General features: G+C 61.5%; 26 protein-coding genes. 19 read left to right on the top strand and 7 right to left on the bottom strand.

Going from position 1 to position 26664, the window contains the following annotated elements; genetic code table 11:
• Window positions 1-374 precede the first annotated feature (374 nt).
• The 8 genes from puuE (at window position 375) to L8I05_RS02185 (ending at window position 7679) form a co-directional block, all read left to right on the top strand.
• Window positions 375-1301, top strand: a complete 927-nt coding sequence (gene puuE / locus L8I05_RS02220) for an allantoinase PuuE (RefSeq protein ID WP_197627289.1) — start codon at window positions 375-377, stop codon at window positions 1299-1301.
• Window positions 1298-1813: a 2-oxo-4-hydroxy-4-carboxy-5-ureidoimidazoline decarboxylase gene (gene uraD / locus L8I05_RS02215; protein ID WP_197627288.1), complete on the top strand. Its 516-nt coding sequence runs from the start codon at window positions 1298-1300 to the stop codon at window positions 1811-1813. The genes puuE and uraD overlap by 4 nt, the downstream gene beginning before the upstream one ends.
• An 81-nt stretch (window positions 1814-1894) precedes the next feature.
• Window positions 1895-2890 (top strand): allantoicase, encoded by a 996-nt coding sequence (gene alc, locus L8I05_RS02210; protein WP_177019032.1) that lies wholly within the window; start codon window positions 1895-1897, stop codon window positions 2888-2890.
• A 137-nt stretch (window positions 2891-3027) separates the two neighbouring features.
• Complete coding sequence (locus L8I05_RS02205) at window positions 3028-3531, top strand: ureidoglycolate lyase (protein ID WP_159958519.1); 504 nt, start codon at window positions 3028-3030, stop codon at window positions 3529-3531.
• A 51-nt stretch (window positions 3532-3582) separates the two neighbouring features.
• Complete coding sequence (locus tag L8I05_RS02200; protein ID WP_242167043.1) at window positions 3583-4884, top strand: urate hydroxylase PuuD; 1302 nt, start codon at window positions 3583-3585, stop codon at window positions 4882-4884.
• A gap of 225 nt (window positions 4885-5109) precedes the next feature.
• Complete coding sequence (locus L8I05_RS02195) at window positions 5110-6453, top strand: nucleobase:cation symporter-2 family protein (protein ID WP_159958523.1); 1344 nt, start codon at window positions 5110-5112, stop codon at window positions 6451-6453.
• A gap of 47 nt (window positions 6454-6500) precedes the next feature.
• A complete protein-coding gene (locus L8I05_RS02190) occupies window positions 6501-6878 on the top strand; it encodes a hypothetical protein (RefSeq protein WP_242167042.1) in 378 nt (125 codons plus the stop codon).
• Between the two features lie 15 nt (window positions 6879-6893).
• Window positions 6894-7679, top strand: coding sequence for an outer membrane protein OmpK (locus tag L8I05_RS02185; RefSeq protein WP_159958525.1), 786 nt, complete (start codon window positions 6894-6896; stop codon window positions 7677-7679).
• 110 nt (window positions 7680-7789) lie between these two features.
• Here L8I05_RS02185 and L8I05_RS02180 read toward each other — a convergent pair whose 3' ends face one another.
• The gene (locus L8I05_RS02180; RefSeq protein WP_197627284.1) at window positions 7790-8938 is read right to left on the bottom strand and encodes a patatin-like phospholipase family protein; all 1149 of its coding nucleotides are present in this window, start codon (window positions 8936-8938) and stop codon (window positions 7790-7792) included.
• A gap of 31 nt (window positions 8939-8969) precedes the next feature.
• The gene (locus L8I05_RS02175) at window positions 8970-9905 is read right to left on the bottom strand and encodes a lipid A biosynthesis lauroyl acyltransferase (RefSeq protein WP_242167041.1); all 936 of its coding nucleotides are present in this window, start codon (window positions 9903-9905) and stop codon (window positions 8970-8972) included.
• 117 nt (window positions 9906-10022) lie between these two features.
• Here L8I05_RS02175 and minC point away from each other — a divergent pair, with 117 nt between their 5' ends.
• From minC to L8I05_RS02135, 8 genes are all read left to right on the top strand, one after another.
• Complete coding sequence (gene minC, locus L8I05_RS02170) at window positions 10023-10760, top strand: septum site-determining protein MinC (protein ID WP_242167040.1); 738 nt, start codon at window positions 10023-10025, stop codon at window positions 10758-10760.
• Window positions 10761-10960: 200 nt separating this feature from the next.
• Window positions 10961-11773 carry a septum site-determining protein MinD gene (gene minD, locus L8I05_RS02165; RefSeq protein WP_003209098.1) on the top strand — a complete coding sequence of 271 codons (813 nt, stop codon included), beginning with the start codon at window positions 10961-10963 and terminating at the stop codon, window positions 11771-11773.
• 3 nt (window positions 11774-11776) lie between these two features.
• Window positions 11777-12031 (top strand): cell division topological specificity factor MinE, encoded by a 255-nt coding sequence (gene minE / locus L8I05_RS02160; RefSeq protein ID WP_003175252.1) that lies wholly within the window; start codon window positions 11777-11779, stop codon window positions 12029-12031.
• A gap of 96 nt (window positions 12032-12127) precedes the next feature.
• A complete protein-coding gene (locus L8I05_RS02155; RefSeq protein WP_242167039.1) occupies window positions 12128-12763 on the top strand; it encodes an RluA family pseudouridine synthase in 636 nt (211 codons plus the stop codon).
• Between the two features lie 134 nt (window positions 12764-12897).
• Window positions 12898-14187, top strand: coding sequence for a M18 family aminopeptidase (locus L8I05_RS02150; RefSeq protein WP_016970147.1), 1290 nt, complete (start codon window positions 12898-12900; stop codon window positions 14185-14187).
• A 183-nt stretch (window positions 14188-14370) separates the two neighbouring features.
• Window positions 14371-14547 carry a hypothetical protein gene (locus tag L8I05_RS02145; RefSeq protein WP_174245644.1) on the top strand — a complete coding sequence of 59 codons (177 nt, stop codon included), beginning with the start codon at window positions 14371-14373 and terminating at the stop codon, window positions 14545-14547.
• Window positions 14548-14619: 72 nt separating this feature from the next.
• A complete protein-coding gene (locus L8I05_RS02140; RefSeq protein ID WP_242167038.1) occupies window positions 14620-16785 on the top strand; it encodes a mechanosensitive ion channel domain-containing protein in 2166 nt (721 codons plus the stop codon).
• 16 nt (window positions 16786-16801) lie between these two features.
• Window positions 16802-18148 (top strand): amidohydrolase, encoded by a 1347-nt coding sequence (locus tag L8I05_RS02135; RefSeq protein WP_242167037.1) that lies wholly within the window; start codon window positions 16802-16804, stop codon window positions 18146-18148.
• A gap of 115 nt (window positions 18149-18263) precedes the next feature.
• Here L8I05_RS02135 and L8I05_RS02130 read toward each other — a convergent pair whose 3' ends face one another.
• The 5 genes from L8I05_RS02130 to L8I05_RS02110 all read right to left on the bottom strand — a co-directional run bounded on the left by L8I05_RS02130 (window position 18264) and on the right by L8I05_RS02110 (window position 23129).
• Window positions 18264-18488: an MbtH family protein gene (locus L8I05_RS02130; protein ID WP_028617283.1), complete on the bottom strand. Its 225-nt coding sequence runs from the start codon at window positions 18486-18488 to the stop codon at window positions 18264-18266.
• Between the two features lie 83 nt (window positions 18489-18571).
• Entirely contained in the window at window positions 18572-19984 is a 1413-nt protein-coding gene (locus tag L8I05_RS02125; RefSeq protein ID WP_242167036.1) for an aspartate aminotransferase family protein, read from the bottom strand.
• 243 nt (window positions 19985-20227) lie between these two features.
• Window positions 20228-20989: an N-acetylmuramoyl-L-alanine amidase gene (locus L8I05_RS02120; protein ID WP_242167035.1), complete on the bottom strand. Its 762-nt coding sequence runs from the start codon at window positions 20987-20989 to the stop codon at window positions 20228-20230.
• Window positions 20990-21111: 122 nt separating this feature from the next.
• Window positions 21112-22434, bottom strand: coding sequence for an ATP-binding protein (locus tag L8I05_RS02115; protein WP_242167034.1), 1323 nt, complete (start codon window positions 22432-22434; stop codon window positions 21112-21114).
• A complete protein-coding gene (locus L8I05_RS02110) occupies window positions 22434-23129 on the bottom strand; it encodes a response regulator transcription factor (RefSeq protein ID WP_159958542.1) in 696 nt (231 codons plus the stop codon). The genes L8I05_RS02115 and L8I05_RS02110 overlap by 1 nt, the downstream gene beginning before the upstream one ends.
• Window positions 23130-23306: 177 nt before the next feature.
• Between L8I05_RS02110 and dsbD the strand changes: the two genes are divergently transcribed.
• The 3 genes from dsbD to dsbG are packed head-to-tail and all read left to right on the top strand — an operon-like array spanning window position 23307 to window position 26616.
• Entirely contained in the window at window positions 23307-25034 is a 1728-nt protein-coding gene (gene dsbD / locus L8I05_RS02105) for a protein-disulfide reductase DsbD (protein WP_242167033.1), read from the top strand.
• Entirely contained in the window at window positions 25034-25879 is an 846-nt protein-coding gene (locus tag L8I05_RS02100; RefSeq protein WP_242167032.1) for a TlpA disulfide reductase family protein, read from the top strand. Before dsbD ends, L8I05_RS02100 begins: the two co-directional genes overlap by 1 nt.
• Complete coding sequence (gene dsbG, locus L8I05_RS02095; protein WP_159958548.1) at window positions 25855-26616, top strand: thiol:disulfide interchange protein DsbG; 762 nt, start codon at window positions 25855-25857, stop codon at window positions 26614-26616. The genes L8I05_RS02100 and dsbG overlap by 25 nt, the downstream gene beginning before the upstream one ends.
• Window positions 26617-26664: the final 48 nt, after the last annotated feature.

Below are 26664 nucleotides of genomic sequence, written 5' to 3'. Positions count from 1 at the left end.
CCCGAAGTCAGTAGATAAGAAGACCGCACTTTTTCAGGGCATCAAAAAAGCCGGCGATGGCTGATTAAGACACTTTTTAAAAAAATTGTACACAATAAAAATCACAAACCTTTTGATCACCCCAGCCACGTTAACTGCCGAGGCGTTTATCAGGTAATCCTTGCTTTTTAACGACCTTTTGTCCTTTAGCTGACCAGGTAGGCAAGTTTCTTGCTAAGTCTTATTCCCAGGGTTCTGCAGAAAAAATGCAGAAATGTAGGCTTACAAAGTTGGCGATAAGTTGTATACAATCACTCATCGCTGTGACGCCACCCAGTCTTTTCACTGCCCGGCCGCCACACACACCGCTACCACGAACAAGAAGGAAGACTGCAGTGAGCGCTGACTACCCACGCGACCTGATCGGTTACGGCAGTAACCCTCCTCACCCCCACTGGCCGGGCAACGCACGCATCGCGCTGTCTTTCGTACTCAACTACGAAGAAGGCGGTGAGCGCAACATATTGCACGGCGACAAAGAGTCCGAAGCCTTCCTTTCGGAAATGGTCTCGGCCCAGCCGCTGCAAGGCGAGCGCAACATGAGCATGGAGTCGCTGTACGAATACGGCAGCCGTGCCGGTGTATGGCGCATCCTCAGGCTGTTTAAAGAGTTCGACATTCCGCTGACCATCTTCGCCGTGGCCATGGCCGCGCAGCGCCATCCGAATGTGATCCGTGCGATGGTCGCTGCCGGCCATGAGATCTGCAGCCACGGCTACCGCTGGATCGACTACCAGTACATGGACGAGGCCCAGGAGCGCGAGCACATGCTCGAAGCCATCCGCATCCTCACCGAGCTGACCGGCGAACGCCCACTGGGCTGGTACACCGGGCGCACCGGCCCCAACACCCGCAGACTGGTGATGGAGGAAGGTGGCTTCCTCTACGACTGCGACACCTACGACGACGACCTGCCTTATTGGGAACCCAACAACCCCACCGGCAAGCCGCACCTGGTGATCCCTTACACCCTGGACACCAACGACATGCGCTTCACCCAAGTGCAGGGTTTCAACAAGGGCGATGACTTTTTCGAGTACCTCAAGGACGCCTTCGACGTACTGTATGCCGAAGGCGCCGACGCACCGAAGATGCTTTCCATCGGCCTGCATTGCCGCCTGATCGGCCGCCCGGCGCGCCTCGCCGCCCTGAAGCGTTTTATCGAATACGCCAAGGGCCATGAACAAGTCTGGTTCACCCGCCGCGTCGACATTGCCCGTCACTGGCACGAAACCCACCCGTACACGGGAGCGGCGAAATGACTGCGTTCCACACCTTGAAACCCTCGACCCTGAGCCGCGACGCATTCGTCGCAGCTTTCGCCGACATCTACGAACATTCGCCATGGGTGGCCGAAAAGGCCTTCGACCTGGGCCAGGACGCGTCGATCGACCAGATCGAAACCCTGCACCAGCGCATGAGCGACATCCTGTTGAGCGCTGATCACGCCAGCCAGCTGGCACTGATCAATGCTCACCCGGACCTGGCGGGCAAAGCTGCCGTCCAGGGCCAACTCACCCAAGCCAGCACCGATGAGCAAGCTGGCGCGGGGATTCACCAATGCTCGAGCGAGGAGTTTTCTCGCTTCACCGAGCTGAACGATGCCTACAAGGCCAAGTTCAAGTTTCCCTTCATCATGGCGGTAAAAGGCAGCAACCGGCATCAAATTCTCGCCGCGTTTGAAACGCGCATTCACAACTCGGTAGACGCCGAGTTCAAATGTGCCCTGGCCGAGATCAACAAAATCGCGTTGTTCCGTTTACTGACTCTTTAAGCAGACCTGGCCCGAGCGGTTCATGAACGCCCAGGGCCTGGCGAGCATCCCAAGCCACTCTATTTAAGGCAGACAAGAAGAATGAAAGCTTACGCCGTACCTTTCGAGAAATTCGTCAACCTGGCCGACGCGCGCCTGGGCACCAAGATCCTTTCGGTGACCGATGACTGGTTCGCTGACGCCAACCGCCTGTTCCAGCCGACCCCGGCCGTGTGGAAGGAGGGCGTTTTCGATGACAACGGCAAGTGGATGGACGGCTGGGAATCGCGCCGCAAGCGCTTCGAAGGCTACGACAGTGCGGTGATCCGCCTGGGCGTACCGGGCTCGATCAAAGGCGTGGACATCGACACTTCATTCTTCACCGGCAACTACCCGCCGTCGGCCTCCCTGGAAGCCTGCTTCCTGGCCTCGGGCGACCCTGATGAAAACACCCAGTGGGTGGAAGTGCTGTCGGCCGTCGAGCTGCAGGGCAACAGCCACCACTACCACGAGATCAGCAACGACAAGGCGTTCAGCCACCTGCGCTTCAACATCTACCCGGATGGCGGCGTGGCCCGTCTGCGTGTGTACGGCGTGCCGTTCCGCGACTGGTCCTCGGTGGGTGACAACGAACAGGTCGACCTGGCTGCCGCACTCAATGGTGGTCGCGCCCTGGCCTGCTCCGATGAACACTTCGGCCGCATGAGCAACATCCTCAACCCAGGCCGTGGCATCAACATGGGCGACGGCTGGGAAACCGCACGGCGTCGCACGCCGGGCAATGACTGGGTGATCGTCGCGCTGGGCCACCCCGGCGAGATCGAGAAAATCATCGTCGACACCCTGCACTTCAAGGGCAACTACCCGGACACGTGCTCGATCCAGGGCGCGTTCGTGAAGGGCGGCACCGACAGCCAGATCGAAACCCAATCGCTGTTCTGGCGTGAACTGCTGCCGGCGCAGAAACTGGAAATGCACGCCGAACATACGTTTGCCGAGCAGATCAAGGCGCTGGGGCCGATTACCCATATCCGCCTGAACGTGTTCCCGGATGGTGGTGTGAGCCGTTTGCGCGTTCTCGGTAAGGTCGCGAAATAACACCCGATCGTTCCCACGCTCCGCGTGGGCATGCATACCGTGGCGCTCTGCGTCACAACAGCGGACGCAGAGCGTCCAGGGCGGCGTTCCCACGCAGAGCGTGGGAACGATCCACAGAACTCGGATAAGAGACAGCCATGCGCACACTGATGATCGAACCCCTGACCAAAGAAGCCTTCGCCCCTTTCGGAGACGTTATCGAAACCGATGGCAGCGATCACTTCATGATCAACAACGGGTCGACCATGCGCTTTCACAAGCTGGCAACGGTAGAAACCGCACAGCCTGAAGACAACGCGATCATCAGCATCTTCCGCGCCGACGCGCTGGCTATGCCGCTGACCGTGTGCATGCTGGAGAGACACCCGCTGGGCAGCCAAGCCTTCATACCGCTGCTCGGCAACCCCTTTCTGATCGTGGTCGCGCCACTTGGCGATGCACCTGTATCGGGCTTGGTCCGCGCCTTCGTTACCAACGGCAGGCAGGGCATTAATTACCATCGCGGCGTCTGGCACCACCCGGTGCTGACGATCGAAAAGCGGGATGACTTCCTGGTGGTTGATCGCAGTGGCACAGGCAATAACTGCGATGAGCATTTTTTCAAAGAGGATGAGCGGTTGATCCTCGCCCCCCACCAATAAGAGAAGGTCTGATCACCCGACAACAAGGGTGACAGGCGAGAGGTAAAGACTGTGGAAGCACATTTGATGGAATGGCTGAACCTTAGCGTGCGCTGGGTTCACATGATCACTGGCGTCGCCTGGATCGGCGCTTCGTTCTACTTCGTCTGGCTGGAAAACAACCTCAATCGCGTCAACCCCAAGGACGGCCTGGCCGGTGACTTGTGGGCGATCCACGGTGGCGGTATCTACCACCTGGAAAAATACAAACTGGCCCCACCGACCATGCCGGACAACCTGCACTGGTTCAAATGGGAAGCCTATTTCACCTGGATGTCGGGCATCGCGCTGCTGTGCGTGGTGTTCTACGCCAACCCGACCTTGTACCTGCTGGCCCCGGGCAGCAGCCTCAGTGGCCCCGAAGGCGTACTGCTGGGCATCGGTTCACTGTTCGTCGGCTGGTTCATCTACTCCTTCCTCTGCGACTCGGCCCTGGGCAAACGCCCTGCCCTGCTCGGTTTGATCCTGTTCGTGCTGTTGATTGCCGCCGCGTACGGCTTCAGCAAAGTGTTCAGCGGCCGTGGCGCCTACCTGCACGTGGGTGCGGTGATCGGTACGATCATGGTCGGTAACGTGTTCCGCATCATCATGCCGGCGCAGCGTGCGCTGGTGGCGGCGATCGCCGAGAACCGCACGCCGGACCCGGCCCTGCCGGCCAAGGGGTTGCTGCGCTCACGGCACAACAACTACTTCACCTTGCCGGTGCTGTTCATCATGATCAGCAACCACTTCCCGAGCACCTACGGCAGCCAATACAACTGGCTGATCCTGGCCGGGATCGCGGTGGCGGCGGTGTTGGTGCGTCACTACTTCAACACCCGTCATAACAGCCAGAAGTATGCGTGGACCTTGCCGGTGGGCGCGTTGGCGATGATTTGCCTGGCCTACGTGACCGGCCCGAAACCCGTGGCGACTGCACCGGACGTGGCCAAGGCACCGGCGGCCATCGAGTACCAGCCATTGCCGGAAACCGCGCTGGGTGGTGGCCTGAAACCCGCCGCGCCCGCCGCCCCGGCAGCACCTGCTGCGGCACCTGCGCCCGCCCAGGCGTCGATTGATTTCGACAAGGTGCACGGAGTGATCCAGGAACGCTGCGCCGTGTGCCATTCGGCCAAGCCCACCAGCCCGCTGTTCAGCACCGCGCCGGCCGGCGTGATGTTCGACACCCCGGCGCAGATCCAGCAGCAGGCCGCGCGCATTCAAGCACAGGCCGTGGCCAGCCAGATCATGCCGCTGGGCAACATCACCCAGATGACCCAGCAGGAGCGGGATTTGATTGGCACCTGGATCAATCAGGGAGCACGCACCAACTGACAGCCTGATGCAAATCCAAATGTGGGAAGGGCTTGTGTGGGAGTTGGCTTGCCTGCGATCGCATCACCTCGGTAGACCTGATTCACCGAGGTGCTTGCATCGCAGGCAAGCCAGCTCCCACACAGGCCAGCTCCCACAATTGAGATCAGCGTAGCTCTGATGACCGCGTTTCAAATGGCAATTGAATGCCAAACAACACAAAAATAAAAAGATCCGAGGTGTTGCATGTCCCAGTTAGAACCGCAGACTCCTGCCGTGCCCGCGATGGTGCGGCTGCCCCTCTTGCAACTGATTCTGGTAGGCCTGCAACACGTCTTGCTGATGTACGGCGGCGCCGTCGCCGTGCCCCTGATTATTGGCCAGGCCGCGGGCCTCGGCCGTGAAGAAATCGCCTTTCTGATCAACGCCGACTTGCTGGTGGCGGGCATCGCCACCATGGTGCAGTCGTTCGGCATCGGCCCGGTGGGCATTCGCATGCCGGTGATGATGGGCGCCAGTTTCGCCGCCGTCGGCAGCATGGTCGCCATGGCCGGCATGCCCGGCATCGGCTTGCAGGGCATCTTTGGTGCGACGATCGCCGCCGGTTTCTTCGGCCTGCTGATCGCGCCGTTCATGTCCAAGGTCGTGCGCTTTTTCCCGCCCTTGGTCACCGGCACCGTTATCACCGCCATCGGCCTGTCGCTGTTTCCGGTGGCGGTGAACTGGGCGGGTGGCGGCAGCGCTGCCGCCACCTTTGGCTCGCCGGTTTACCTGGCGATTGCCGCGTTGGTACTGGGCACCATCCTGCTGATCAACCGCTTCATGCGCGGCTTCTGGGTGAATATCTCGGTGCTGATCGGCATGGCCCTCGGCTACGGCTTGTGCGGCATGCTCGGCATGGTCGACCTCAGCGGCCTGGCCCAAGCGCCGTGGGTGCAGGTGGTGACGCCGCTGCACTTTGGCATGCCCAAGTTCGAGTTGGCGCCCATCCTGTCGATGTGCCTGGTGGTCGTCATTATCTTCGTCGAGTCCACCGGCATGTTCCTCGCCCTGGGCAAGATCACCGGCCAGGAGGTCACGCCGAAGATGCTGCGCCGTGGCTTGCTGTGTGATGCCGGCGCGTCGTTTTTTGCCGGTTTCTTCAACACCTTTACCCACTCCTCATTCGCGCAGAATATCGGCCTGGTGCAGATGACCGGCGTGCGCTGCCGTTCGGTGACGATCATGGCCGGCGCGTTTTTGATTGTGCTCAGCCTGCTGCCCAAAGCCGCCTTCCTGGTGGCGTCGATTCCACCGGCGGTGCTTGGCGGCGCGGCGATTGCCATGTTCGGCATGGTCGCGGCCACCGGCATCAAGATCCTCCAGGAAGCCGACATCGCCGACCGCCGCAACCAGTTGCTGGTAGCGGTGAGCATCGGCATGGGCCTGATCCCGGTGGTGCGTCCGGAGTTCTTCGCGCAACTGCCGCTATGGATGAGCCCGATTACCCACAGCGGGATCGCCATGGCCACCCTCAGCGCGTTGTCGCTGAATGTACTGTTCAACATCCTCGGCGGGGCTGAGCGCCCCGTCGTCGCCTCTACACACTGATGCGTTCCTGCTCTTAACAAAAATAATAACGAACAGGTAAACCCCTCATGCACACCATTGACCTGGGGCAGGCCACAAGCCGCGCCCCATTCTTGCCCCACGCGCTCTCTAACAGCGCACTTGAGCCAAGGCCTGAGAGCCAGTATTCTCCGCGCCCGCTCGAATCGACTCAAAAAAAAACAGCGAATGTAAAAGCTGACTGCAGGGCCAACTTATCCTGGCCCCGTGTCTGCGGCCAACGTGCACTAAAGAACCTGCGTAATCGACTGCATCAAGTGCAGCCGAAGGCGTTTTATTGGCTTTTTAAACACCTTGGCGCAGCTCTTGCTAAAAGCATTAAAGCTGACCAAACAGACGATTTTTGCAGCGAACCAAAAGGCGCCACACCAGAGCGCCTGCGTAGAAAAACAACCATAAAACTTTGACTCGGGAGCAACCGAATGAAACCTATGTTGAAAGGCCTGATGCTGGCGGGATCCCTGCTGGCCGGTGGCCAAGCCATGGCCGGCGACTTGTTGCAGTGGCAGAACAACAGCCTGACTTACCTGTGGGGCAAGAACTTCACCGTCAACCCGCAGATTCAGCAAACCGTCACCTTCGAACATGCCGACGCGTGGAAGTACGGAGACAACTTCCTGTTCGTCGACCGCATCTTTTACAACGGCAAGGAAGACGGCAACGTCGGCCCAAGTACTTACTACGGCGAGTTCAGCCCGCGTTTGTCGTTCGGCAAGATTTTCGACAAAGACCTGTCATTCGGCCCAATCAAAGATGTGTTGCTGGCGTTCACTTACGAGTTCGGCGAAGGCGATAACGAGTCGTACTTGCTGGGCCCGGGCTTTGACTTGAACATCCCCGGTTTCGACTACTTCCAGTTGAACTTCTACCAACGCCAGACCGAAGGCAATCGGCCGGGTGACGGCGTATGGCAGATTACCCCGGTCTGGTCGTACACCATCCCGGTGGGCAACTCCAACGTGTTGATCGATGGCTTCATGGACTGGGTGGTGGACAACGACAAGAACGCCCGTGGCACTTATCACGCCAACCTGCACTTCAACCCGCAGGTTAAATATGACCTGGGCAAGGCGCTGCACTGGAGCGAAAAACAGTTGTATGTGGGTTTTGAATACGACTACTGGAAGAACAAGTACGGGATTGAAGATTCCGGCGCGTTCAAGACTAACCAGGACACCGCGAGCTTCCTGGTCAAGTACCACTTCTAAAGGTTAACCGCGATCCCCTGTGGGAGCTGGCTTGCCTGCGATAGCGATGTGTCAGCCACTACATTTGGCACAGATATACCGCTATCGCAGGCAAGCCAGCTCCCACATTTTTAGATCGGTGACAGGCCTAAGAACCTCGACAATTCCTCGCGCTTGGCCAACGCATCCTTCCTGCCCAACTCAATCAACTCGCTGCAATACCCCGCCTCGAACAGCAAGTAACTCAGCACCCCTGCCCCGCTGGTCTTGGTCGCTCCCGGCCCACGCAGGAACAGGCGCAACGCCGCCGGTAACTCCTGGCGATGGCGCGCGGCGATCTCGTCGATCGGCTGGCTCGGCGCAATCACCAGCACCTCCACCGGCGCCAACCCCTGTATCGCCGCGTCCGCCGGCAAGACATGACTGAACTGGTTCAAACGCTCAAGCAATTCGATATCACTTTCCAGGCTATCAATGAACGTGCTGTTGAGCATGTGCCCACCAATCTGCGCCAGAGTCGGTTCCTGGCCGGTGTACGTGCGTTGCGTCGCAGGTTCATTGCCGCGTGGATTGCCGCTTACGCCCACCACCAGCACGCGGCTGGCGCCCAGGTGCAACGCCGGGCTGATCGGCGCGGACTGGCGCACTGCGCCATCGCCGAAGTATTCCTGGTCGAGCTTGACCGGGGCAAACAGCAAGGGAATGGCCGAACTGGCCAGCAGATGCTCAACCGTCAGTTGGGTCGGCATGCCGATGCGTCGATGGCGCAGCCAGGCATTGATGGTGCCGCCGCCCTGATAGAAGGTCACCGCTTGCCCGGACTCATAACCGAAGGCCGTGACCGCGACGGCATGCAGGTGGTTGTTGCGGATGGCCGCGTCGATCCCGTCCAGGTGCAGTTTGTCTTTGAGCAGTGCGCGCAGCGGCGTGCTGTCGAGCAACGCCACCGGCACCTGAGCGCCCAGGCCGAGCAGGCTGTGGATCAGGAAACGACTGGCCTGGCGGATCACGCCGGGCCAGTCGCTGCGCAACACCAGGTGGCTGCGAAAGCCCTGCCAGAACGCGGTCAGGCGCTCGATGGCGGCTTTGAAATCAGTCGCCCCGCTGGCCAGGCTCACCGCATTGATCGCCCCTGCCGACGTGCCGACGATCACCGGAAAAGGGTTCGGCGCCCCCGCTGGCAGCAACTCGGCAATTGCCGCCAAAACGCCCACCTGATACGCCGCTCGCGCCCCGCCGCCGGAAAGAATCAAGCCTGTGACCGGTTCAGCTGGGCGCATTGCATCACTCCATTGTGGCGAACAGTAGGTGTTATCGACGGCGCTTTTCGTACAGCTTAGGCTCACCCGGCGGCCGGCTCTTGAAGCGCCGGTGGGTCCACAGGTATTGCTCGGGGCATTCACGTACCGAGGCTTCGACCCACTGGTTGATACGCAGGCAGTCGATCTCATCGGTTTCGCCGGGGAAGTCGGTCAACGGCGGGTGGATCACCAGGCTGTAACCACTGCCGTCAGCCAGGCGCTCCTGGGTGAACGGCACCACCAGCGCCTTGCCCAGGCGTGCGAACTTGCTGGTGGCGGTGACGGTGGCGGCCTGGATGCCAAACAGCGGCACAAAGATGCTTTGCTTGGCGCCGTAGTCCTGGTCCGGCGCATACCAGATGGCACGGCCAGCGCGCAGCAGCTTGAGCATGCCGCGCACGTCTTCGCGCTCGATGGCCAGGGAGTCAAGGTTGTGCCGCTCGCGGCCACGGCGCTGGATGAAGTCGAACAGCGGGTTGCCGTGCTCGCGGTACATGCCATCGATGGTGTGTTTCTGGCCGAGCAACGCCGCGCCGATTTCCAGGGTGGTGAAGTGCAGGGCCATGAGGATCACGCCCTTGCCATCCAACTGCGCCTGCTTGAGGTGCTCAAGCCCTTCGACATGCGCCAGGCGCGCCAGGCGCGGGCGCGACCACCACCAGCTCATGGCCATTTCAAAGAAGGCGATGCCGGTGGAGGCGAAGTTTTCCTTGAGCAGCCTCTTGCGCTCCTTGGCGGATTTTTCCGGGAAGCACAGTTCCAGGTTGCGTGCGGCGATGCGGCGACGTTCGCTGGCCACGCGGTACATGCCCGCGCCTAATAAGCGACCAATGGTCAATAGCGCGCGGTACGGCAACTGAGTGATCAGCCACAGCAGGCCAAGTCCCAGCCATAGCAGCCAAAAACGCGGGTGAAAAAATACAGCTCGAAAACGCGGGCGATCCATTACAGATTCCGGTAAAGACAGGGCCGCGCATTCTACAACGTTCGACTCGGCTTGCGGCCCGTGGATGTTCTCGTTATAAGTCTCGACACTTTTCGTGACAAGCCGCTTTTGCCGACCATGAGCCAAACCGAACCGCTAGACCAAGATCCCGTGTTCCAGCTGAAAGGCAGCATGCTCGCCATCACCGTGCTGGAACTGGCCCGCAATGACCTCGACGCCCTGGACCGCCAACTGGCCGCCAAGGTCGCCCTGGCGCCTAACTTTTTCAACAACGCCCCGCTGGTGCTGGCCCTGGACAAACTCCCGGCCGGCCAGGGCGTCATTGACTTGCCTGGCCTGATGCGCGTCTGCCGCTCCCATGGTTTGCGCACCCTGGCGATTCGCGCCAGCCGTATCGAAGACATTGCGGCGGCGATCGCCATTGAGTTGCCAGTATTGCCGCCGTCCGGTGCCCGCGAGCGTCCCCTCGACCCGACCGAAGGTGAAGTGAAGAAAAAACCGGAAAAACCACCCGAGCCGACGATCAAGCCCACAAAGATCATCACCTCTCCCGTACGCGGCGGGCAGCAGATTTACGCCCAGGGCGGCGACCTGGTGGTGATCGCCCCGGTCAGCCCAGGGGCGGAACTTCTCGCCGATGGCAATATCCATGTATACGGCCCGATGCGCGGACGTGCCCTCGCCGGCATCAAGGGTGATACCAAGGCGCGTATTTTTTGCCAGCAGTTGACCGCTGAGCTAGTGTCCATCGCAGGCCAGTACAAGGTTTCAGAAGATTTGCGCCGTGATCCGCTGTGGGGGGCCGGGGTACAAGTCAGCCTGTCGGGCGATGTGTTGAACATCATCCGTCTTTAACGGATACTGCCGCATTTTCCAAGCATCTCTAGACTCTGATAGCAAAGCGAAACCGGCAAGACTTGCGTAGGAATAATTGGAAGTTGGCGTTTCCCCATGGAAACCACATCTTTTTCCTACAAAGGCTGTCCGCCTGCGGCGAGTTCCAAGAGATGTTTTTCAGGGACTGAAAAGTCCTTTTTCCTTAGGGGTGAAACACCTTGGCCAAGATTCTCGTGGTTACATCCGGCAAGGGTGGTGTGGGTAAGACCACCACCAGCGCCGCTATCGGTACCGGCCTCGCTCTGCGCGGCCACAAGACAGTTATCGTCGACTTCGACGTTGGTTTGCGTAACCTCGACCTGATCATGGGCTGCGAACGCCGCGTGGTGTACGACTTCGTCAACGTGGTAAACGGCGAAGCCAACCTGCAACAGGCCCTGATCAAGGACAAGCGTCTTGAGAACCTGTATGTACTGGCCGCCAGCCAGACCCGCGACAAAGACGCGCTGACCAAAGAAGGCGTGGGCAAAGTTCTCGCTGAGCTGAAAGAAACCTTCGAATACGTGGTGTGCGACTCCCCGGCCGGTATCGAAACCGGTGCTCACCTGGCGATGTACTTCGCCGATGAAGCCATCGTGGTGACCAACCCGGAAGTGTCCTCGGTACGTGACTCGGATCGCATGCTCGGCCTGTTGGCCAGCAAGTCCCAGCGCGCCGAAAAAGGTGAAGACCCGATCAAGGAGCACCTGCTACTCACCCGTTACAACCCGGAGCGCGTCAGCAATGGCGAAATGCTCGGTGTTGAAGACGTGAAGGAAATCCTCGCAGTGACCCTGCTGGGCGTGATTCCAGAATCCCAGGCGGTCCTCAAGGCGTCCAACCAAGGTGTTCCGGTGATTCTTGACGACCAGAGCGACGCCGGCCAGGCGTACAGCGATGCGGTTGATCGCTTGCTGGGCAAGACCGTGGAACATCGCTTCCTCGATGTTAAGAAGAAGGGATTCTTCGAGCGTATCTTTGGAGGCAACTAAACAATGAAATTTCTCGACTTCTTTCGCGCCAACAAAAAGCCAAGTACCGCGTCGGTAGCGAAAGAGCGTCTACAGATCATCGTGGCGCACGAACGCGGCCAACGCAGCACCCCGGACTACCTGCCAGCCTTGCAGAAGGAACTGGTCGAGGTGATCCGCAAGTACGTCAATATCGGCAACGATGACGTGCATGTCGCCCTTGAAAACGACGGCAGCTGCTCGATTCTGGAACTCAATATCACCCTGCCTGATCGTTAATCGAAAAGGCGGCTGCCACGGCGGCTCGGTCACCTTGATCCCTTTTGGGGAACCGGGTGGGCGAGCCGCCGTTGGCGTTTGTTACGAGGCTGTTTAATGCCGCTGTCCAATATCCATATCCTGTATCAGGACGACGCCGTCCTGGTGGTGAACAAGCCGACCCTGCTGCTCTCGGTGCCTGGCCGCGCCGATGACAACAAGGATTGCCTGATCACCCGCCTGCAGGAAAACGGCTACCCCGAAGCCCGCATTGTCCATCGCCTGGACTGGGAAACCTCGGGAATCATCCTGCTCGCGCGGGACGCCGACACCCACCGCGAACTGTCCCGCCAGTTTCACGACCGCGAAACCGAAAAGGCCTACACCGCCTTGGCCTGGGGCCAGCCGGCACTGGACAGCGGCAGTATCGACCTGCCCCTGCGCTACGACCCGCCGACCAAACCCCGGCATGTGGTCGACCACGAGTTCGGCAAGCACGCGCTGACCTTCTGGAAGGTGCTGGAACGGTGCGGCGACTGGTGCCGCGTCGAGCTGACGCCGATCACCGGGCGTTCACACCAGTTGCGCGTGCACATGCTGTCGATCGGCCACCCGCTGCTCGGTGATGGCCTGTACGCCCATAAGCAAGCCCTGGCCGCCTGGCCGCGCTTGTGCCTGCATGCGAGCATGTTGAGCTTTACCCACCCGCAAAGTGGCGAGCGTTTGCGCTTTGAGTGCCCTGCCCCCTTTTAATCTACACACCAGGCTAATGTGGGAGCTGGCTTGCCAGCTCCCACATTAGCCTGGTGTAGTTTTCAACAGCGCAGCTTCACTTCAAATGTGGAGCCAATACGGTAAACTCCGCGCATTGCTGTCTGGAGCTATTTATGCGCGAAGCGTTGAATCAAGGCCTGATCGACTTCCTCAAGGCCTCCCCTACTCCTTTTCATGCCACTGCCGCCCTCGCCCAGCGCCTGGAAGCGGCCGGTTACCAACGCCTCGACGAGCGCGAAACCTGGGCCACCGAGGCCAATGGGCGCTACTACGTCACCCGCAACGACTCCTCGATCATCGCCTTCAAGCTCGGCCGCCACTCGCCGCTGCTGGGCGGGATTCGCCTGGTCGGCGCCCACACCGACAGCCCGTGCCTGCGGGTCAAGCCGCAGCCGGAGCTGCAACGCCAGGGTTTCTGGCAGTTGGGTGTGGAAGTCTACGGCGGTGCGCTGCTGGCGCCGTGGTTCGACCGCGACCTGTCGCTGGCCGGCCGCGTGACCTTCCGCCGCGACGGCAAGGTCGAGAGCCAGTTGATCGACTTCAAGCTGCCGATTGCGATCATTCCCAACCTGGCCATTCACCTGAACCGTGAAGCCAATCAGGGCTGGGCCATCAATGCCCAGACCGAGCTGCCGCCGATCCTCGCGCAATTTGCCGGTGACGAGCGCGTGGATTTCCGCGCCGTGCTCACCGAACAGCTGGCACGCGAGCATGGTTTGAACGCCGACGTGGTGCTCGACTACGAGCTGAGCTTCTACGACACGCAAAGCGCGGCGGTGATTGGCCTCAATGGCGACTTCATCGCCGGGGCGCGCCTCGACAACCTGCTGTCGTGCTACGCCGGGCTGCAAGCCTTGCTCACCAGCGAAACCGACGAAACCTGCGTGCTGGTGTGCAATGACCACGAAGAGGTCGGCTCCTGCTCCGCGTGCGGCGCTGACGGCCCGATGCTGGAACAGACCCTGCGCCGCCTGTTGCCGGAAGGTGATGAATTCGTACGCACCATTCAGAAATCACTGTTGGTGTCTGCCGACAATGCCCACGGCGTGCACCCCAACTACGCCGAGAAACACGACGCCAACCACGGTCCGAAACTCAACGCCGGCCCGGTGATCAAGGTCAACAGTAACCAGCGCTACGCCACCAACAGCGAAACCGCCGGGTTCTTCCGCCACCTGTGCATGGCCCAGGAAGTACCGGTGCAGAGCTTTGTGGTGCGCAGCGACATGGGCTGCGGCTCGACCATCGGCCCGATCACCGCCAGCCACCTGGGCGTACGCACCGTGGACATCGGCCTGCCGACGTTTGCCATGCACTCGATCCGTGAACTGTGCGGCAGCCATGACCTGGCGCATCTGGTGAAGGTGTTGGGCGCGTTCTACGCGAGCCGCGATCTGCCCTGAGGCCGAGGCGCGGCCATCGCGGGCAAGCCCGCTCCCACAGGGAAACACATTCCAAGGTGGGAGCGGGCTTGCCCGCGATAGCCATTTCAGGCACACACAAAGCTGTCTGACCTACATCAACCCACGTTTGCGCAATCCGGCCTAGACTTGTCAGTATTCCCACTCCGACAAGGCCGTCGCCCCATGATCTCCATGTCCTCCTTCCACGCCATGCTCATCCCCATCATCATCGGCATGATCCTGCTCGCGACCGGTTTCAACTTTCGCGACAAGCCGCTGGGCGTGTTTGGCATGTGGGTCGGCATGCTGCTGATCCTGGGCACGGTGGTTTACAAAATCCTCGCCAAACTGGCGGAATGACAAATGCACTCGCATTGGGCATAACGGCCTCGTACACTCGGTCAATTCGTCGTTTTCAAGGTTGACCGCCTCGTGCTCTCGCGTCTTTTTGCCCTGCCCCGCTACGTCCTGATTACCCTGCTGATGCTGCTGCCGCTCGCACCTGCCCACGCCGTGAGCTTGCCCGGCCTGCTCGGCAGCACCAACAAAACCCAACCCCAGGCCGATGTGCCGCTGGGGCAGTCGTTGGATGAGGTGATCAAAACCCTGGAGAACGATCAGCAGCGCACCCAGCTGTTGAGCGATTTAAAGAAGCTGCGCGAAGCCACGCAAAAGGCCCAACCCGCCGCCGAACAGGGCGTGCTCGGTTTGATCGGCAGTACGCTGTCCGGCCTTGAGCAACAGTTTTCCGGCGCCGACAGCCCGCTGGGCCGCTGGTCCAACGAGGTCGACCTGGCCAAGGATGAACTCGCTGCGCTGATGCTGCCGGCCAGCGAATGGCTACCGATCATTTTCGGCTTTGCCGTGATCCTGGCCGTGTGGAGCCTGCTGGCCGCCGCGCTGATCTGGCTCAGCCACCGTCTACGCGAACGTTTCGGCCTGCCCGAGGAACTGCCGCAACACCCGCGCACCTGGGACATGCTGCGCTTCGCCCTGCGCAAGTTGGGGCCGTGGCTGATCGCCCTGGTGATCACCGTTTACCTGAGCTACGCACTGCCCTCGTCCCTGGGCAAATCCCTGGCGATGGTGCTGGCTTACGCGCTGGTGGTCGGCACCTGTTTCTCGGCGATCTGCGTGATTGCCTTCTCCGTACTCGACGGCCCGCACCGCCACCGGGCGCTGTATATCCTGCGTCACCAAGCCTTCCGGCCGTTGTGGTGGATCGGCAGTTTCGCCGCCTTTGGCGAAGCCCTGAGCGACCCAAGGCTGATAACGGCCCTGGGCCAGCATCTGGCACACACAGCGGCGACGGTCGCCAATGTGATGGCGGCGCTGTCCACCGGCGTGTTTATCCTGCGTTTCCGCCGGCCGATCGCGCACCTGATCCGCAACCAGCCGCTGTCGCGGCGCCTTACCCGCCGTGCCCTCACCGATACCCTGTCGATCATCGGCACCTTCTGGTACTTGCCGGCGTTGTTGCTGGTGGGCATCTCGCTGTTCGCCACCTTCCTGTCCGCCGGCGACACCAGCACCGCCTTGCGCCAGTCATTGTTGTGCACGGTGTTGCTGGTGTTGTGCATGGTCATCAACGGCCTGGTGCGCCGCCATGCGCTCAAGCCACAACGCGGGCACAAGCGCCACGCGCTGTACTCCGATCGCCTGAAAAGCTTCGTGTATACCCTGGCTCACTTAGTGGTGTGGCTGGTGTTTATCGAACTCGGCCTGCGCGTGTGGGGCCTGTCGATGATTCGCTTTACCGAAGGCGACGGCCATGAAATCAGCGTCAAGCTGTTTGGCCTTGGCGGCACGCTGTTGTTTGCCTGGCTGATCTGGATCCTCAGCGACACCGCCATCCACCACGCCCTGACCCGCTCGCGCAAAGGCCTGGCGAATGCGCGCGCACAGACGATGATGCCGCTGATCCGCAACGTGCTGTTCGTGACCATCTTTATCATCGCCGCCATCGTGGCGCTGGCGAACATGGGCATGAACGTTACGCCGCTGCTGGCCGGTGCCGGTGTGATCGGTATCGCCATCGGTTTTGGTGCACAGTCGCTGGTGGCGGACTTGATCACCGGCCTGTTCATCATCATCGAAGACTCGCTGGCCATCGACGACTACGTGGATGTCGGCGGTCACCTCGGCACCGTCGAGGGCCTGACCATCCGTACGGTGCGCCTGCGCGACATCGACGGCATCGTGCACACCATTCCGTTCAGCGAAATCAAGAGCATCAAGAACTACTCCCGCGAGTTCGGCTACGCGATCTTCCGCGTGGCGATCCCCTACAACATGGAAATCGACGACGCCATCAAACTGATGCGCGATGTCGGCCAGAAAATGCGCAACGACCCACTGCAACGCCGCAACATCTGGTCGCCGCTGGAGATTCAGGGCGTGGAAAGCTTTGAGTCCGGCAGTGCGATCCTGCGGGCGCGGTTCAAGACCGCGCCGATCAAGCAGTGGGAAGTGTCGCGGGCGTTCAACCTGGCGCTCAAGCGTCAGCTGGATGAAGCCGGGCTAGACCTGGCGACGCCGCGCTTGAGTGTGCAGGTGGTCACCGCCGGCACCGTGCAGGAGAAAGAACCACAACAATAAAGAGGGAGAGGTACTTATGCGTTTGAACGGTCTGACACACCCATGGGTTTTCGGCATGCTCTGCGGGCTCGCCAGCAGCGCAGTGATTGCCGCCAGCAGCGGCCAGGAGAGCGCCCGGGAGGAAATCGCCGCCCAGGCAAAAATCCTTGAGCCGGCCTTGCTGGAAACCCGCCGCGATATCCACGCCCACCCCGAACTGGGCAACACCGAAACCCGCACCGCCGAGCTGGTCGCCAAGCAATTGCGCGAGCTGGGCCTTGAGGTAAAAACCGGCGTGGCGCGCACCGGCGTCGTCGCGATCTTGAAGGGCGCCCTGCCCGGCCCGACCGTTGCGCTGCGTGCTGATATGGATGCACTGCCGGTCAAGGAAGTCGCCAACCTGCCGTTCGCTTCCAAGGCCAAAGGCACTTACCTGGGCAAGGAAGTCGACGTGATGCACGCCTGCGGCCACGACGCCCACACCGCGATCCTGCTGAGCACGGCAAAAATCCTCACCGGCATGCGCGACCGCCTGCCGGGCACCGTGGTGTTTTATTTCCAGCCGGCCGAAGAAGGCCCGAGCGACTTTATCCCCGACGGCAAAAATACGTGGGGCGCGAAGATGATGGTGCAGGAAGGCGTGATGAAAGCGCCCAAGCCAGACGCCGTATTCGGCCTGCATGTGTGGGCCGGTGTACCGGCCGGGCAGATCGCCTATCGCCCCGGCCCGACCCTGGCCAGCTCCGATGACCTGCGCATCAAAATCCTCGGCAAGCAGACCCACGCCGGCCGCCCCTGGGACGGCATCGACCCGATCACCGTCGGCGCGCAGACCATTGTCGGCCTGCAAACCGTGGTCAGCCGTCGCACCGACATCTCGTCATTTCCGTCGGTGGTGAGCATCGGCACCATCAATGGCGGCACCCGCTACAACATCATCCCCGAGTCGGTGGACATGAGCGGCACCATTCGCTCCTACGACTACGGCATTCGCCAGAAGCTGCACGCGGACGTGCGCCAGACCGTGGAGAAAATCGCGGAAAGTGGCGGCGCCAAGGCTGAAGTCACGATCATCGAGAAGTACGACCCGACCATCAACAACCCGGCACTCACCGAGAAAATGCTGCCGAGCCTGCGCTGGGCGGCCAAGGATGATGTGGTGCAAGGCCCGCTGGTGGGGGGTGCCGAGGACTTCTCGTTTTATGCCAAGGAAGCGCCGGGGCTGTTTGTGTTCCTGGGGGTGACGCCGAGGGATCAGGACATGAGCAAGGCGGCGCCGAACCATAATCCGGGGTTCTTCGTGGATGAATCGGCGTTGGTGGTGGGGGTCAGAACGTTGGCGTCTTTGGCGACGGATTACCTGTACACCAACCCACCGCAGTAGGGCTTTTTATGTGGGAGCGGGCTTGCCCGCGATAGCGGTGTATCAGTCACCGAATAGTTAGACTGATAGGCCGTCATCGCGGGCAAGCCCGCTCCCACATTGGGTTTGCAGCGTGTCAGCCGGCCAGCGCAGCGCCGTCCATCTTCTGACGCAAACTCAACGGGCGCATATCGGTCCAGACTTCCTCGATGTAAGCCAGGCACTCTTTCTTCATGCCGCTCTTGCCCACGGTGCGCCAGCCTTCCGGCACGGCCTTGTAGTCAGGCCAGATGGAATACTGTTCTTCGTGGTTGACCACTACCTGAAACAGGATGTCGTCGCGGTCAAATACTGAGGTCATTGCTGTTCTCCATCGCTTATAGGGCTGGCTGCGCACCACGCGCAGCGCTGATATCTGTAGAAACGTACCAAGCGTGCGAAAAATTAGAGGCTGGCGACCGCTGCCGCCAAGGCGCGTCCGAAGATCTCGGCTACCTGGTCGATTTGGGCGGCGGTGATGACCAGCGGAGGCAAGAAGCGCACGACGCTGCCATGCCGCCCGCCCAGCTCCAGGATCAGGCCGCGCTTGAGGCATTCGCGCTGCACCAGCGGTGCCAGTTGGCGATGCACCGGTGGGTGGCCCTGGCTATCGGGCGCGCCGTTCGGGTCCACCAGTTCCACGCCGAGCATCAGCCCGCGCCCACGAATATCCCCCAACTGCGGGAAGTCGCGCTGCAGGATGCGCAGGTGCTCACCGAGACGCTCGCCCATGGCGGCGGCATGATCGGCCAGGTCGTGCTCCTTGAGGTAGCGCATTACCGCCGAACCCGCCGCCATCGCCATCTGGTTGCCCCGGAACGTCCCGGCATGCGCGCCCGGCAACCACGTGTCGAGCCAGTCGCGATACACCACCACCGCCAACGGCAAACTGCCGCCGATGGCCTTGGACATCACCACCACGTCCGGAATGATGCCGGCGTGTTCGAAGGCAAACATTTTGCCGGTGCGACCGAAACCACTCTGGATTTCATCAACGATCAACGCCACGCCCGCCTGCTCGGTGATGCGTCGCAGGCCGCGCAGCCAGTCGAGATCGGCGGGGATCACACCGCCCTCGCCCTGCACCACCTCGACAATCACCGCCGCCGGCAACAACACCCCGGCTTCGGGGTCATTGAGCAGGTTTTCCAGGTAATGCAGGTTGACCCGCACACCTTCCGCGCCGCCCAGGCCGAAGGGGCAACGGTAGTCGTAGGGATACGGCAGGAATTGCACGCCATTGCCGAGCAAGGCGCCCAAAGGTTTTTTCGGCCCCAGGCTGCCCATCAGGCTCAGCGCGCCTTGGCTCATGCCGTGATAACCGCCCTGGAAGGACAACACCGTGCTGCGACCGGTGGCGGTGCGTACCAGCTTCAACGCGGCTTCGACGGCGTCCGTGCCGGTAGGGCCGCAGAACTGGATTTTCGCTTCCCGCGCCAGCTCGGCGGGCAACAGGCCGAACAGGTCTTGTACGAACTGGTCTTTGACCGGGGTGGTCAGGTCGAGGGTGTGCAGCGGCAGTTCATCGCTGAGCACTTGTTGAATGGCTTGGATCACCACCGGGTGGTTGTGGCCCAGCGCCAACGTGCCGGCGCCGGCCAGGCAGTCGATGAAACTGCGGCCCTCCACGTCCTCCACGTAGATACCCTTGGCGCGTTTGAGCGCCAGGGGAATGCGCCGAGGGTAACTGCGAGCGTTGGATTCCTGCTGGCGCTGGCGGGCCAGCAACGGGGTTTCTTCGAACTGGTAGAGCGTTTCCACGGGTGCCGGGCTGGCGTGCACCGGGGCGTCTTCGATACGGCTGGTAGCGACTGACATCTCTCGATCCCTCAATACGCGGGTGGGGTGACCAAACTGCCGATCCGCGCATGTGCGGATTTCATGTTCTGGAGACGCACCAGCGGTTGGGGGATTTAGGCTTGTTGTGGTTTTTGATCGTTGATGATCGTTCCCACGCTCCGCGTGGGAATGCATCCCGTGACGCTCCGCGTCACCAGACTCTCACGGACAGCGGGACGCGGAGCGTCCGTGGCGCCATTCCCACGCAGAGCGTGGGAACGATCAGCGATACCGCTCATTCAACGCATACAAAATCGCACACGTCTCCCCATCCAGAACCCCGGAATAATCGCGGCTGCGAAAGTGCATTTGAAACGCCCGCGTGCGCAGCGCAAACGCCTGGCGATTCTGCGCCGGCTTATACCCATACCGCTGAAAGGCCCGCTCCACCTCGACCTCCGGCGGCAACCCAAGGCAAAACCGGCGCTGATACATCGCCCGCGTCGACTCATCAAACCAGGCGCCGATCCCGGCCTCGAACAAACACCGCCAAGGCAACCGCGGCCCCGGATCACTCTTGCGCCAGTACGCCACATCCGAATGCCCGAGAATGTCCGTCGGCCCTATCTGTGGGTAGCGCCCAAGCAGGTCGCGAACCAACGCCACCAACACATCTATTTGCTCCTCAGCGTACGCAGGAAAGGTAAACACCCCGCCATCATCGCGGGCCAAATTGACCATCTCGATGCCAATGGATCGGCTATTAAGATTATCCCGCCCAGCCCAATGGCTCACCCCGGCATGCCAGGCGCGCTTATCCTCGTCCACCAGACGAAACGCGCGCAGCTCGTCATAGCCCATGGCGCGGTAGCCGGGGTCATCAGGATCGGGCAGCAGATAGTGAGCGCTGACACCGCCTTGCGTCAGCGTACGCAACGATGAGGCAAAGGGCGCTGCGGTGTAATGCAGGATCACCTGCCCCACGGGCTCGCCGTGGCGTTGATTGAAATCCCTGGCCGGGAAACTGCTATCGATAACCAACATAAGAACCGTCCTTTTCAGTACAGGCCGAGTCATTCAGCCCGTTCAAGCGCAAAAAAATTACCGCCATCCTGAAGCGCTGAACTTCAAAAAGGCGGTAACTATTTGGCACATGAAAAGAGGGATCAGTGTCGCAGCGGCATGCCCAGGTCTACCCGCAGGCCATCCGGCTGGCTGTCGAATTTCAACGAGCAGGAGCAGCGTTGCACGATAGCCTGCACAATCGCCAAACCCAACCCGCAGCCCTCGCTGCTGCCATTGCGCCAGAAGCGTTGGGTCAGGTATTGCAGGTCCTCACTGGAAATCTGCTTGCCATGGTCACGCACGCGGAACACCACCGTATCGGCGGTAGTGAATACATTCAGTTCCACGCGGGTATCACTCGGCGTGTGCCGCAGGGCGTTATCCAACAGGTTGCGCAGGGCTGCCACCGCCAGGGCCACCGGCATTTCCACCGGGGTTTCAGTCAGGTTGGTCGACAGGATCAAATCGATACGCCGATTGTCACCGGCGTTGGCATCCTGGATCGCCAGGCGCGCGACCTGTTCGGCGCTGGATTGCAGGCCGTCATCAAACGACAGGCTGCCCTCCACCCGCGCCAGCAACAGTAATTGCTCCAGGGTCCGGTGCAGGCGGTCGGCGCCCTCTTCGGCGTGGGCCAGGGATTGGTCGCGGGCCGCGCCGTCGGTCATGCGCGCCACTTGCAGGTGGGTCTTGATCGCCGTCAGCGGGCTGCGCAACTCATGGGCCGCGTCACCGGTGAGACGGCGCTCACGTTCGATGGTCTTGGAGATACGTTGCAACAGTTGGTTCTGGGTGTCGAGCAGCGGCTTAAGCTCGCTGGGCAACGGGTGAATCTGCAGGGGTTCGAGGGAATCGGCACTGCGGCGCATCAGTGCGTCACGCATGCGGTTGAGCGGCAACAGGCTTTGGCCGATGCCTAGCCACAGCAGGCACAGGCAACCCAGCAAGGCCACGCCCACCGGCACCGACGCCGCCAGCAGGATCGACAGGTTCAGCGCCTCGCGCTCCACCTGGCGATCGGCAGTGGTGATCAGCAAATCACCGCGCGACAGGGTGAAGCTGCGCCAGCCCACACCGTCGATAATCTGGTCACGAAAGCCGCTTTTGCGCGACTCCAGGCCCTCGTCCGGGGTCATATGGCTGCGCGCGAGGATTTCCCCGCGCAAAGAGCTGACCTGGCAGGCCATGCCGCCCGGTACGTTGAGTTGCTCGGTGCGCAAATGCGTCATGCCGCCGGCCACGCTGGCCAGGCCCGGCATCTGCTCGGTCAGCCCGGCCACCATGCGTGCCGATGCCACCAGGCGCTGGTCGAGCGAGAACATCATCTGGTTGCGCAGATCGTTGAGCATCCAGGCCGCCGCCAGCAGCCAGATCAGTACAAAAGCGGCGCCCAGCTTGAACGTCAGGCGCAGGCGCAGGCTCATCACGACGCGTTGTCTCCCTCATCCACCGCGCCGCCGTCCGCCGTGCCCAGGCGATAACCAAGGCCGCGCACGGTCTCGACAATGCCATTGCCCAACTTGCGCCGCAGGTGATGGATATGCACGTTGAGGGCGTTACTTTCCAGTTCGTCGTTAAAACCGTAGACGCTGTCCTTGAGCTGCTCGCTGGACAGTACCCGGCCCTTGTTGTGCAACAGCGCTTGCAACAAGGCTTGTTCGCGACGGGAAAGGTCCACCGGCTCGCCCGCCAGAAAGGTTTCGCGACTGCTCGGGTCATAGGCCAGCCGGCCGTGTTCGATCAGGTTGACCCGGCGCCCCGCCACGCGCCGCAGCAGGGTTTGCAGGCGGGCGGCGAGTTCGCGCAGGTCGAAGGGTTTAAGCAGGTAGTCGTCGGCGCCGGCTTGCAGGCCGTCGACGCGGTTGGTCACCGAATCACGCGCGGTGAGGATCAGCACCGGAATTTCCAGGCCTTGGCTGCGTTGTTGCTGCAGCAGCTTGAGGCCGTCTTCGTCGGGTAAACCGAGGTCGAGCACCATGATGTCGAACGTAGCTGCCTTGAGCATCGCCCGCGCAGCAGCTGCGGTGGCCACGCGCTCGACGGTAAAGCCCTGGGCGCCGAGGCCGGCCACGATGCCGCTGGCGATCAGTTCGTCGTCTTCACAGACCAGTACGTGCATGGTTAACCCTTCATGAAAGATGGGGAGAATTAAAGGTGCCGAGGATTAAGCGCCGATTATGCCGCGAAAAGACGCGCGCCCTGCGCTTCCCTTCACTTTAGAATAGCCACCGGTTAATCATCGGTTAATCAGCACCACACATTGTGTGCCTAACTTGCAACGAACTAAGGCTCGTCCATGCGGTATTTGTTGACCTTTCTGCTGGTGTTTTTCGCGGGGTTGGCCCAGGCAGCGCCGGGCAATCCATTCGAAACCAAACCTGACTTCCTGCCGGTGGGCAAGGCATTCACCTTTACCTCCGAGCGTCTTGAAAGCGGCGAGACCCAGCTGTATTGGCAGATTGCCGACGGCTATTACCTCTACCAGCAGCGCATGAAGTTCGACGGCCTGGCCGAAAAACCCGTATTGCCCCAGGGCGAAGCCCATAGCGATGAGTTCTTCGGCGAGCAGCAAGTGTATCGCCAAGGCCTGGAAGTGAAGATTCCGGCCGGTGCCACCGGCCAGGTCAAGCTGGGCTGGCAGGGCTGTGCCGATGCCGGCCTGTGCTACCCGCCGCAGTCGATCACTGTGGACCTGGGTGGCAACCCCGCCGTTGCCGCCACCACCCAAGCCCAGGACCAAAACCTGGCCAGCGGCCTGCAGCAACGCAGCCTGGGCTGGAGTCTGCTGGTGTTCTTTGGCCTGGGCCTGCTGCTGGCATTCGCGCCGTGCTCGCTGCCGATGCTGCCGATCCTCGCCGGCCTGGTGGTGGGCAGTGGCGCCAGCCCGCGGCGTGGTTTCGCCCTGGCCAGCAGCTACGTGGTGTGCATGGCCCTGGTGTATGCAGCGCTCGGCGTGTTGGCCGCGTTGCTCGGCGGCAACCTCGCCGCACTGCTGCAAACGCCATGGATTCTCGGCAGCTTCGCCGCGCTGTTTGTGATCCTCGCCCTGCCGATGTTCGGCTTCTTCGAATTGCAATTGCCGGCCTTCCTGCGCGACCGCCTGGACAACGTCAGCCGTCAGCAAAGCGGCGGCAGCCTGGTGGGCGCCGGCATTCTCGGTGCACTGTCCGGTTTGCTGGTGGGGCCGTGCATGACCGCGCCGCTGGCCGGCGCGCTGCTGTATATCGCCCAGAGCGGCAATGCGCTGCACGGCGGCTTGATCCTGTTTGCGATGGGCATCGGCATCGGTATTCCGCTGTTGCTGCTGGTGACGGTGGGCAACCGCTTCCTGCCTAAACCGGGCACCTGGATGAATGTGCTCAAGGGCGTCTTCGGCTTCCTGTTCCTCGGCACCGCGGTGCTGATGATTCGCCCGGTAGTGGGTGAAAGCCTGTGGCTTGGCCTTTGGGGTGCATTGGCGCTGGTGATGGCCTATTGCGGCTGGAGCCTGGCCCGCGAATACGGGCTGGCCGCCAAGGTCTTTGGCGCCGGCTCCCTGGTGCTGGGCCTGTGGGGCGCAGTGCTGGTGGTCGGTGCCGCCGGTGGCAGCGACGACCTGTGGCAGCCCTTGAAGGTCTACAGCGGCGAGCGTGTGGGCGCAGCCCCCAGCGCCCACGACGCCTTCATGACCATCAACGACCCGGCCGTGCTGCAAAGCCAGCTCGACAGCGCCAAGGCCCAGGGCCAATGGGTGCTGGTGGATTACTACGCCGACTGGTGCGTGTCGTGCAAGATCATGGAAAAACAAGTGTTCGGCAAAGCCGAAGTGATGGACGCCCTCAAAGACGTGCGCCTGCTGCGCCTGGATGTCACCGCCGACAACGCCGCCAGCCGTGAACTGCTCGGCCGCTACAAGGTGCCAGGGCCTCCGAGCTTTGTGTGGATCGGCCCGGACGGTGAAGAACGCCGCGCCCAACGCATCACCGGCGAAGTGGATGCCGCCAACTTCCTGCAACGCTGGACGCAAACCCGAGACGCACGCTGATGCTGACCCTGACCATCGGCACCTTCGCCATTGCCCTGAATCACATCCTGCTGATCAGCGCGCTGATTCTCGCCACGGTGGTGGGCTGGCGCGTGGCCAAACGGGGCGGCGAAAACCCCGAGTCGGTGCTGTTCAGCCTGTTCCTGTTGGCCATGCTGGTGGCGCGCGTCAGCTTTGTGTTGATGTACTGGGGCGATTACAGCCACGACCCGCTGCAGATGGTCGACCTGCGCGACGGCGGTTTTCTCGCCTGGCCGGGCGTGATCGCGCTGGTACTCGGCGCCCTGTTGTACGGCTGGCGCCGCCCGGCATTGCGCAAACCCCTGAGCGCCGGGGTGATCACTGGCCTGGTGTTCTGGGGGCTGACCAGCTTGTCCTTGAGCCTCTACGACAAAGGCGCGCAACTGCCGGACATCACCTTGCGCAACGCCAATGGCGACGTGGTGCAACTGGCCGATTACAAAGGTGGGCCGCTGGTGATCAACCTCTGGGCCACCTGGTGCCCACCGTGCCGGCGCGAAATGCCGGTGCTGGAGCGCGCGCAGCATCAGCGCCCCGACGTGACCTTCCTGTTCGTCAACCAGGCCGAAAGCATGCAAAGCGTCAGCACCTTCCTCGCGACCCAAGGCCTGACCCTCGACAATGTGCTGTTTGACGCCAGCGGCCGCCTCGGCCAGGCCGTGGGCTCCATGGCCTTGCCGACCACTCTGTTCTACCAAGCCGATGGGCGCCTGATCAACAGCCACCTCGGTGAGCTGTCCCAAGCCAGCCTGGCCCGCGCCATGGAACCCTTCGACACCGCCACGACAAGGAAACCGACATGCCAAGCCTCCGCCACCTGCTGACCCTGCTGCCGCTGACGCTCGCGGCCACCCTGGCCCAGGCCGAAGACTGGCCGGCGCCGATCAAACAGATCGAAGCCAAAGGCGCCAAGATCCTCGGCAAGTTCGACGCGCCCAGCGGTCTCACCGGCTACGCCGCGCAATACCAGAACCGCGGCATGGCCCTGTACCTGACCGCCGACGGCAAAAGCGTGATTGCCGGCAACCTGTACGACGCCGAGGGCAAAGACCTGAGCAGCGCGCCCCTGGAAAAACTGGTGTACGCGCCGATGGCCAAGGAAGTCTGGGCCAAGATGGAACACAGCAACTGGATTCAGGATGGCGATAAAAACGCCCCACGCACCGTTTACCTGTTCAGCGACCCCAACTGCCCTTACTGCAACATGTTCTGGGAACAGGCACGCCCGTGGGTAAAAGCCGGCAAGGTGCAGTTGCGCCACATCATGGTCGGCATCATCCGCGAAGACAGCCCCGGCAAATCCGCCGCCCTGTTTGCCGCCAAAGACCCGCAGAAAGCCCTGGAAGAACACGAAGCCGCCGGCAAAGGCAGCAAGTTGCAGGCGCTGGACAAGATTCCGGCGGATATCGAAGCCAAGCTCGATGCCAATATGAAGTTGATGGAAGAGCTTGAACTGTCGGCGACACCGGCGATTTTCTACCTGGACGACAAGGGCGGCTTGCAGCAACAGCAAGGTGCACCGTCGCCGGATAAGCTGGCGAAGATTCTGGGGCCGAAGTAATCGGATGCAGATTTGCGCTTGACGCAGAAAATCAGATGCCCAAACAGG

It is taken from the genome of Pseudomonas sp. MONT-RG-20F-20-E-7-02 (assembly GCF_022662395.1).
Classification (GTDB): domain Bacteria; phylum Pseudomonadota; class Gammaproteobacteria; order Pseudomonadales; family Pseudomonadaceae; genus Aquipseudomonas.
Note: the sequence above shows the minus strand (reverse complement) of the source record. Positions and strands in the feature narration are given on the sequence as shown.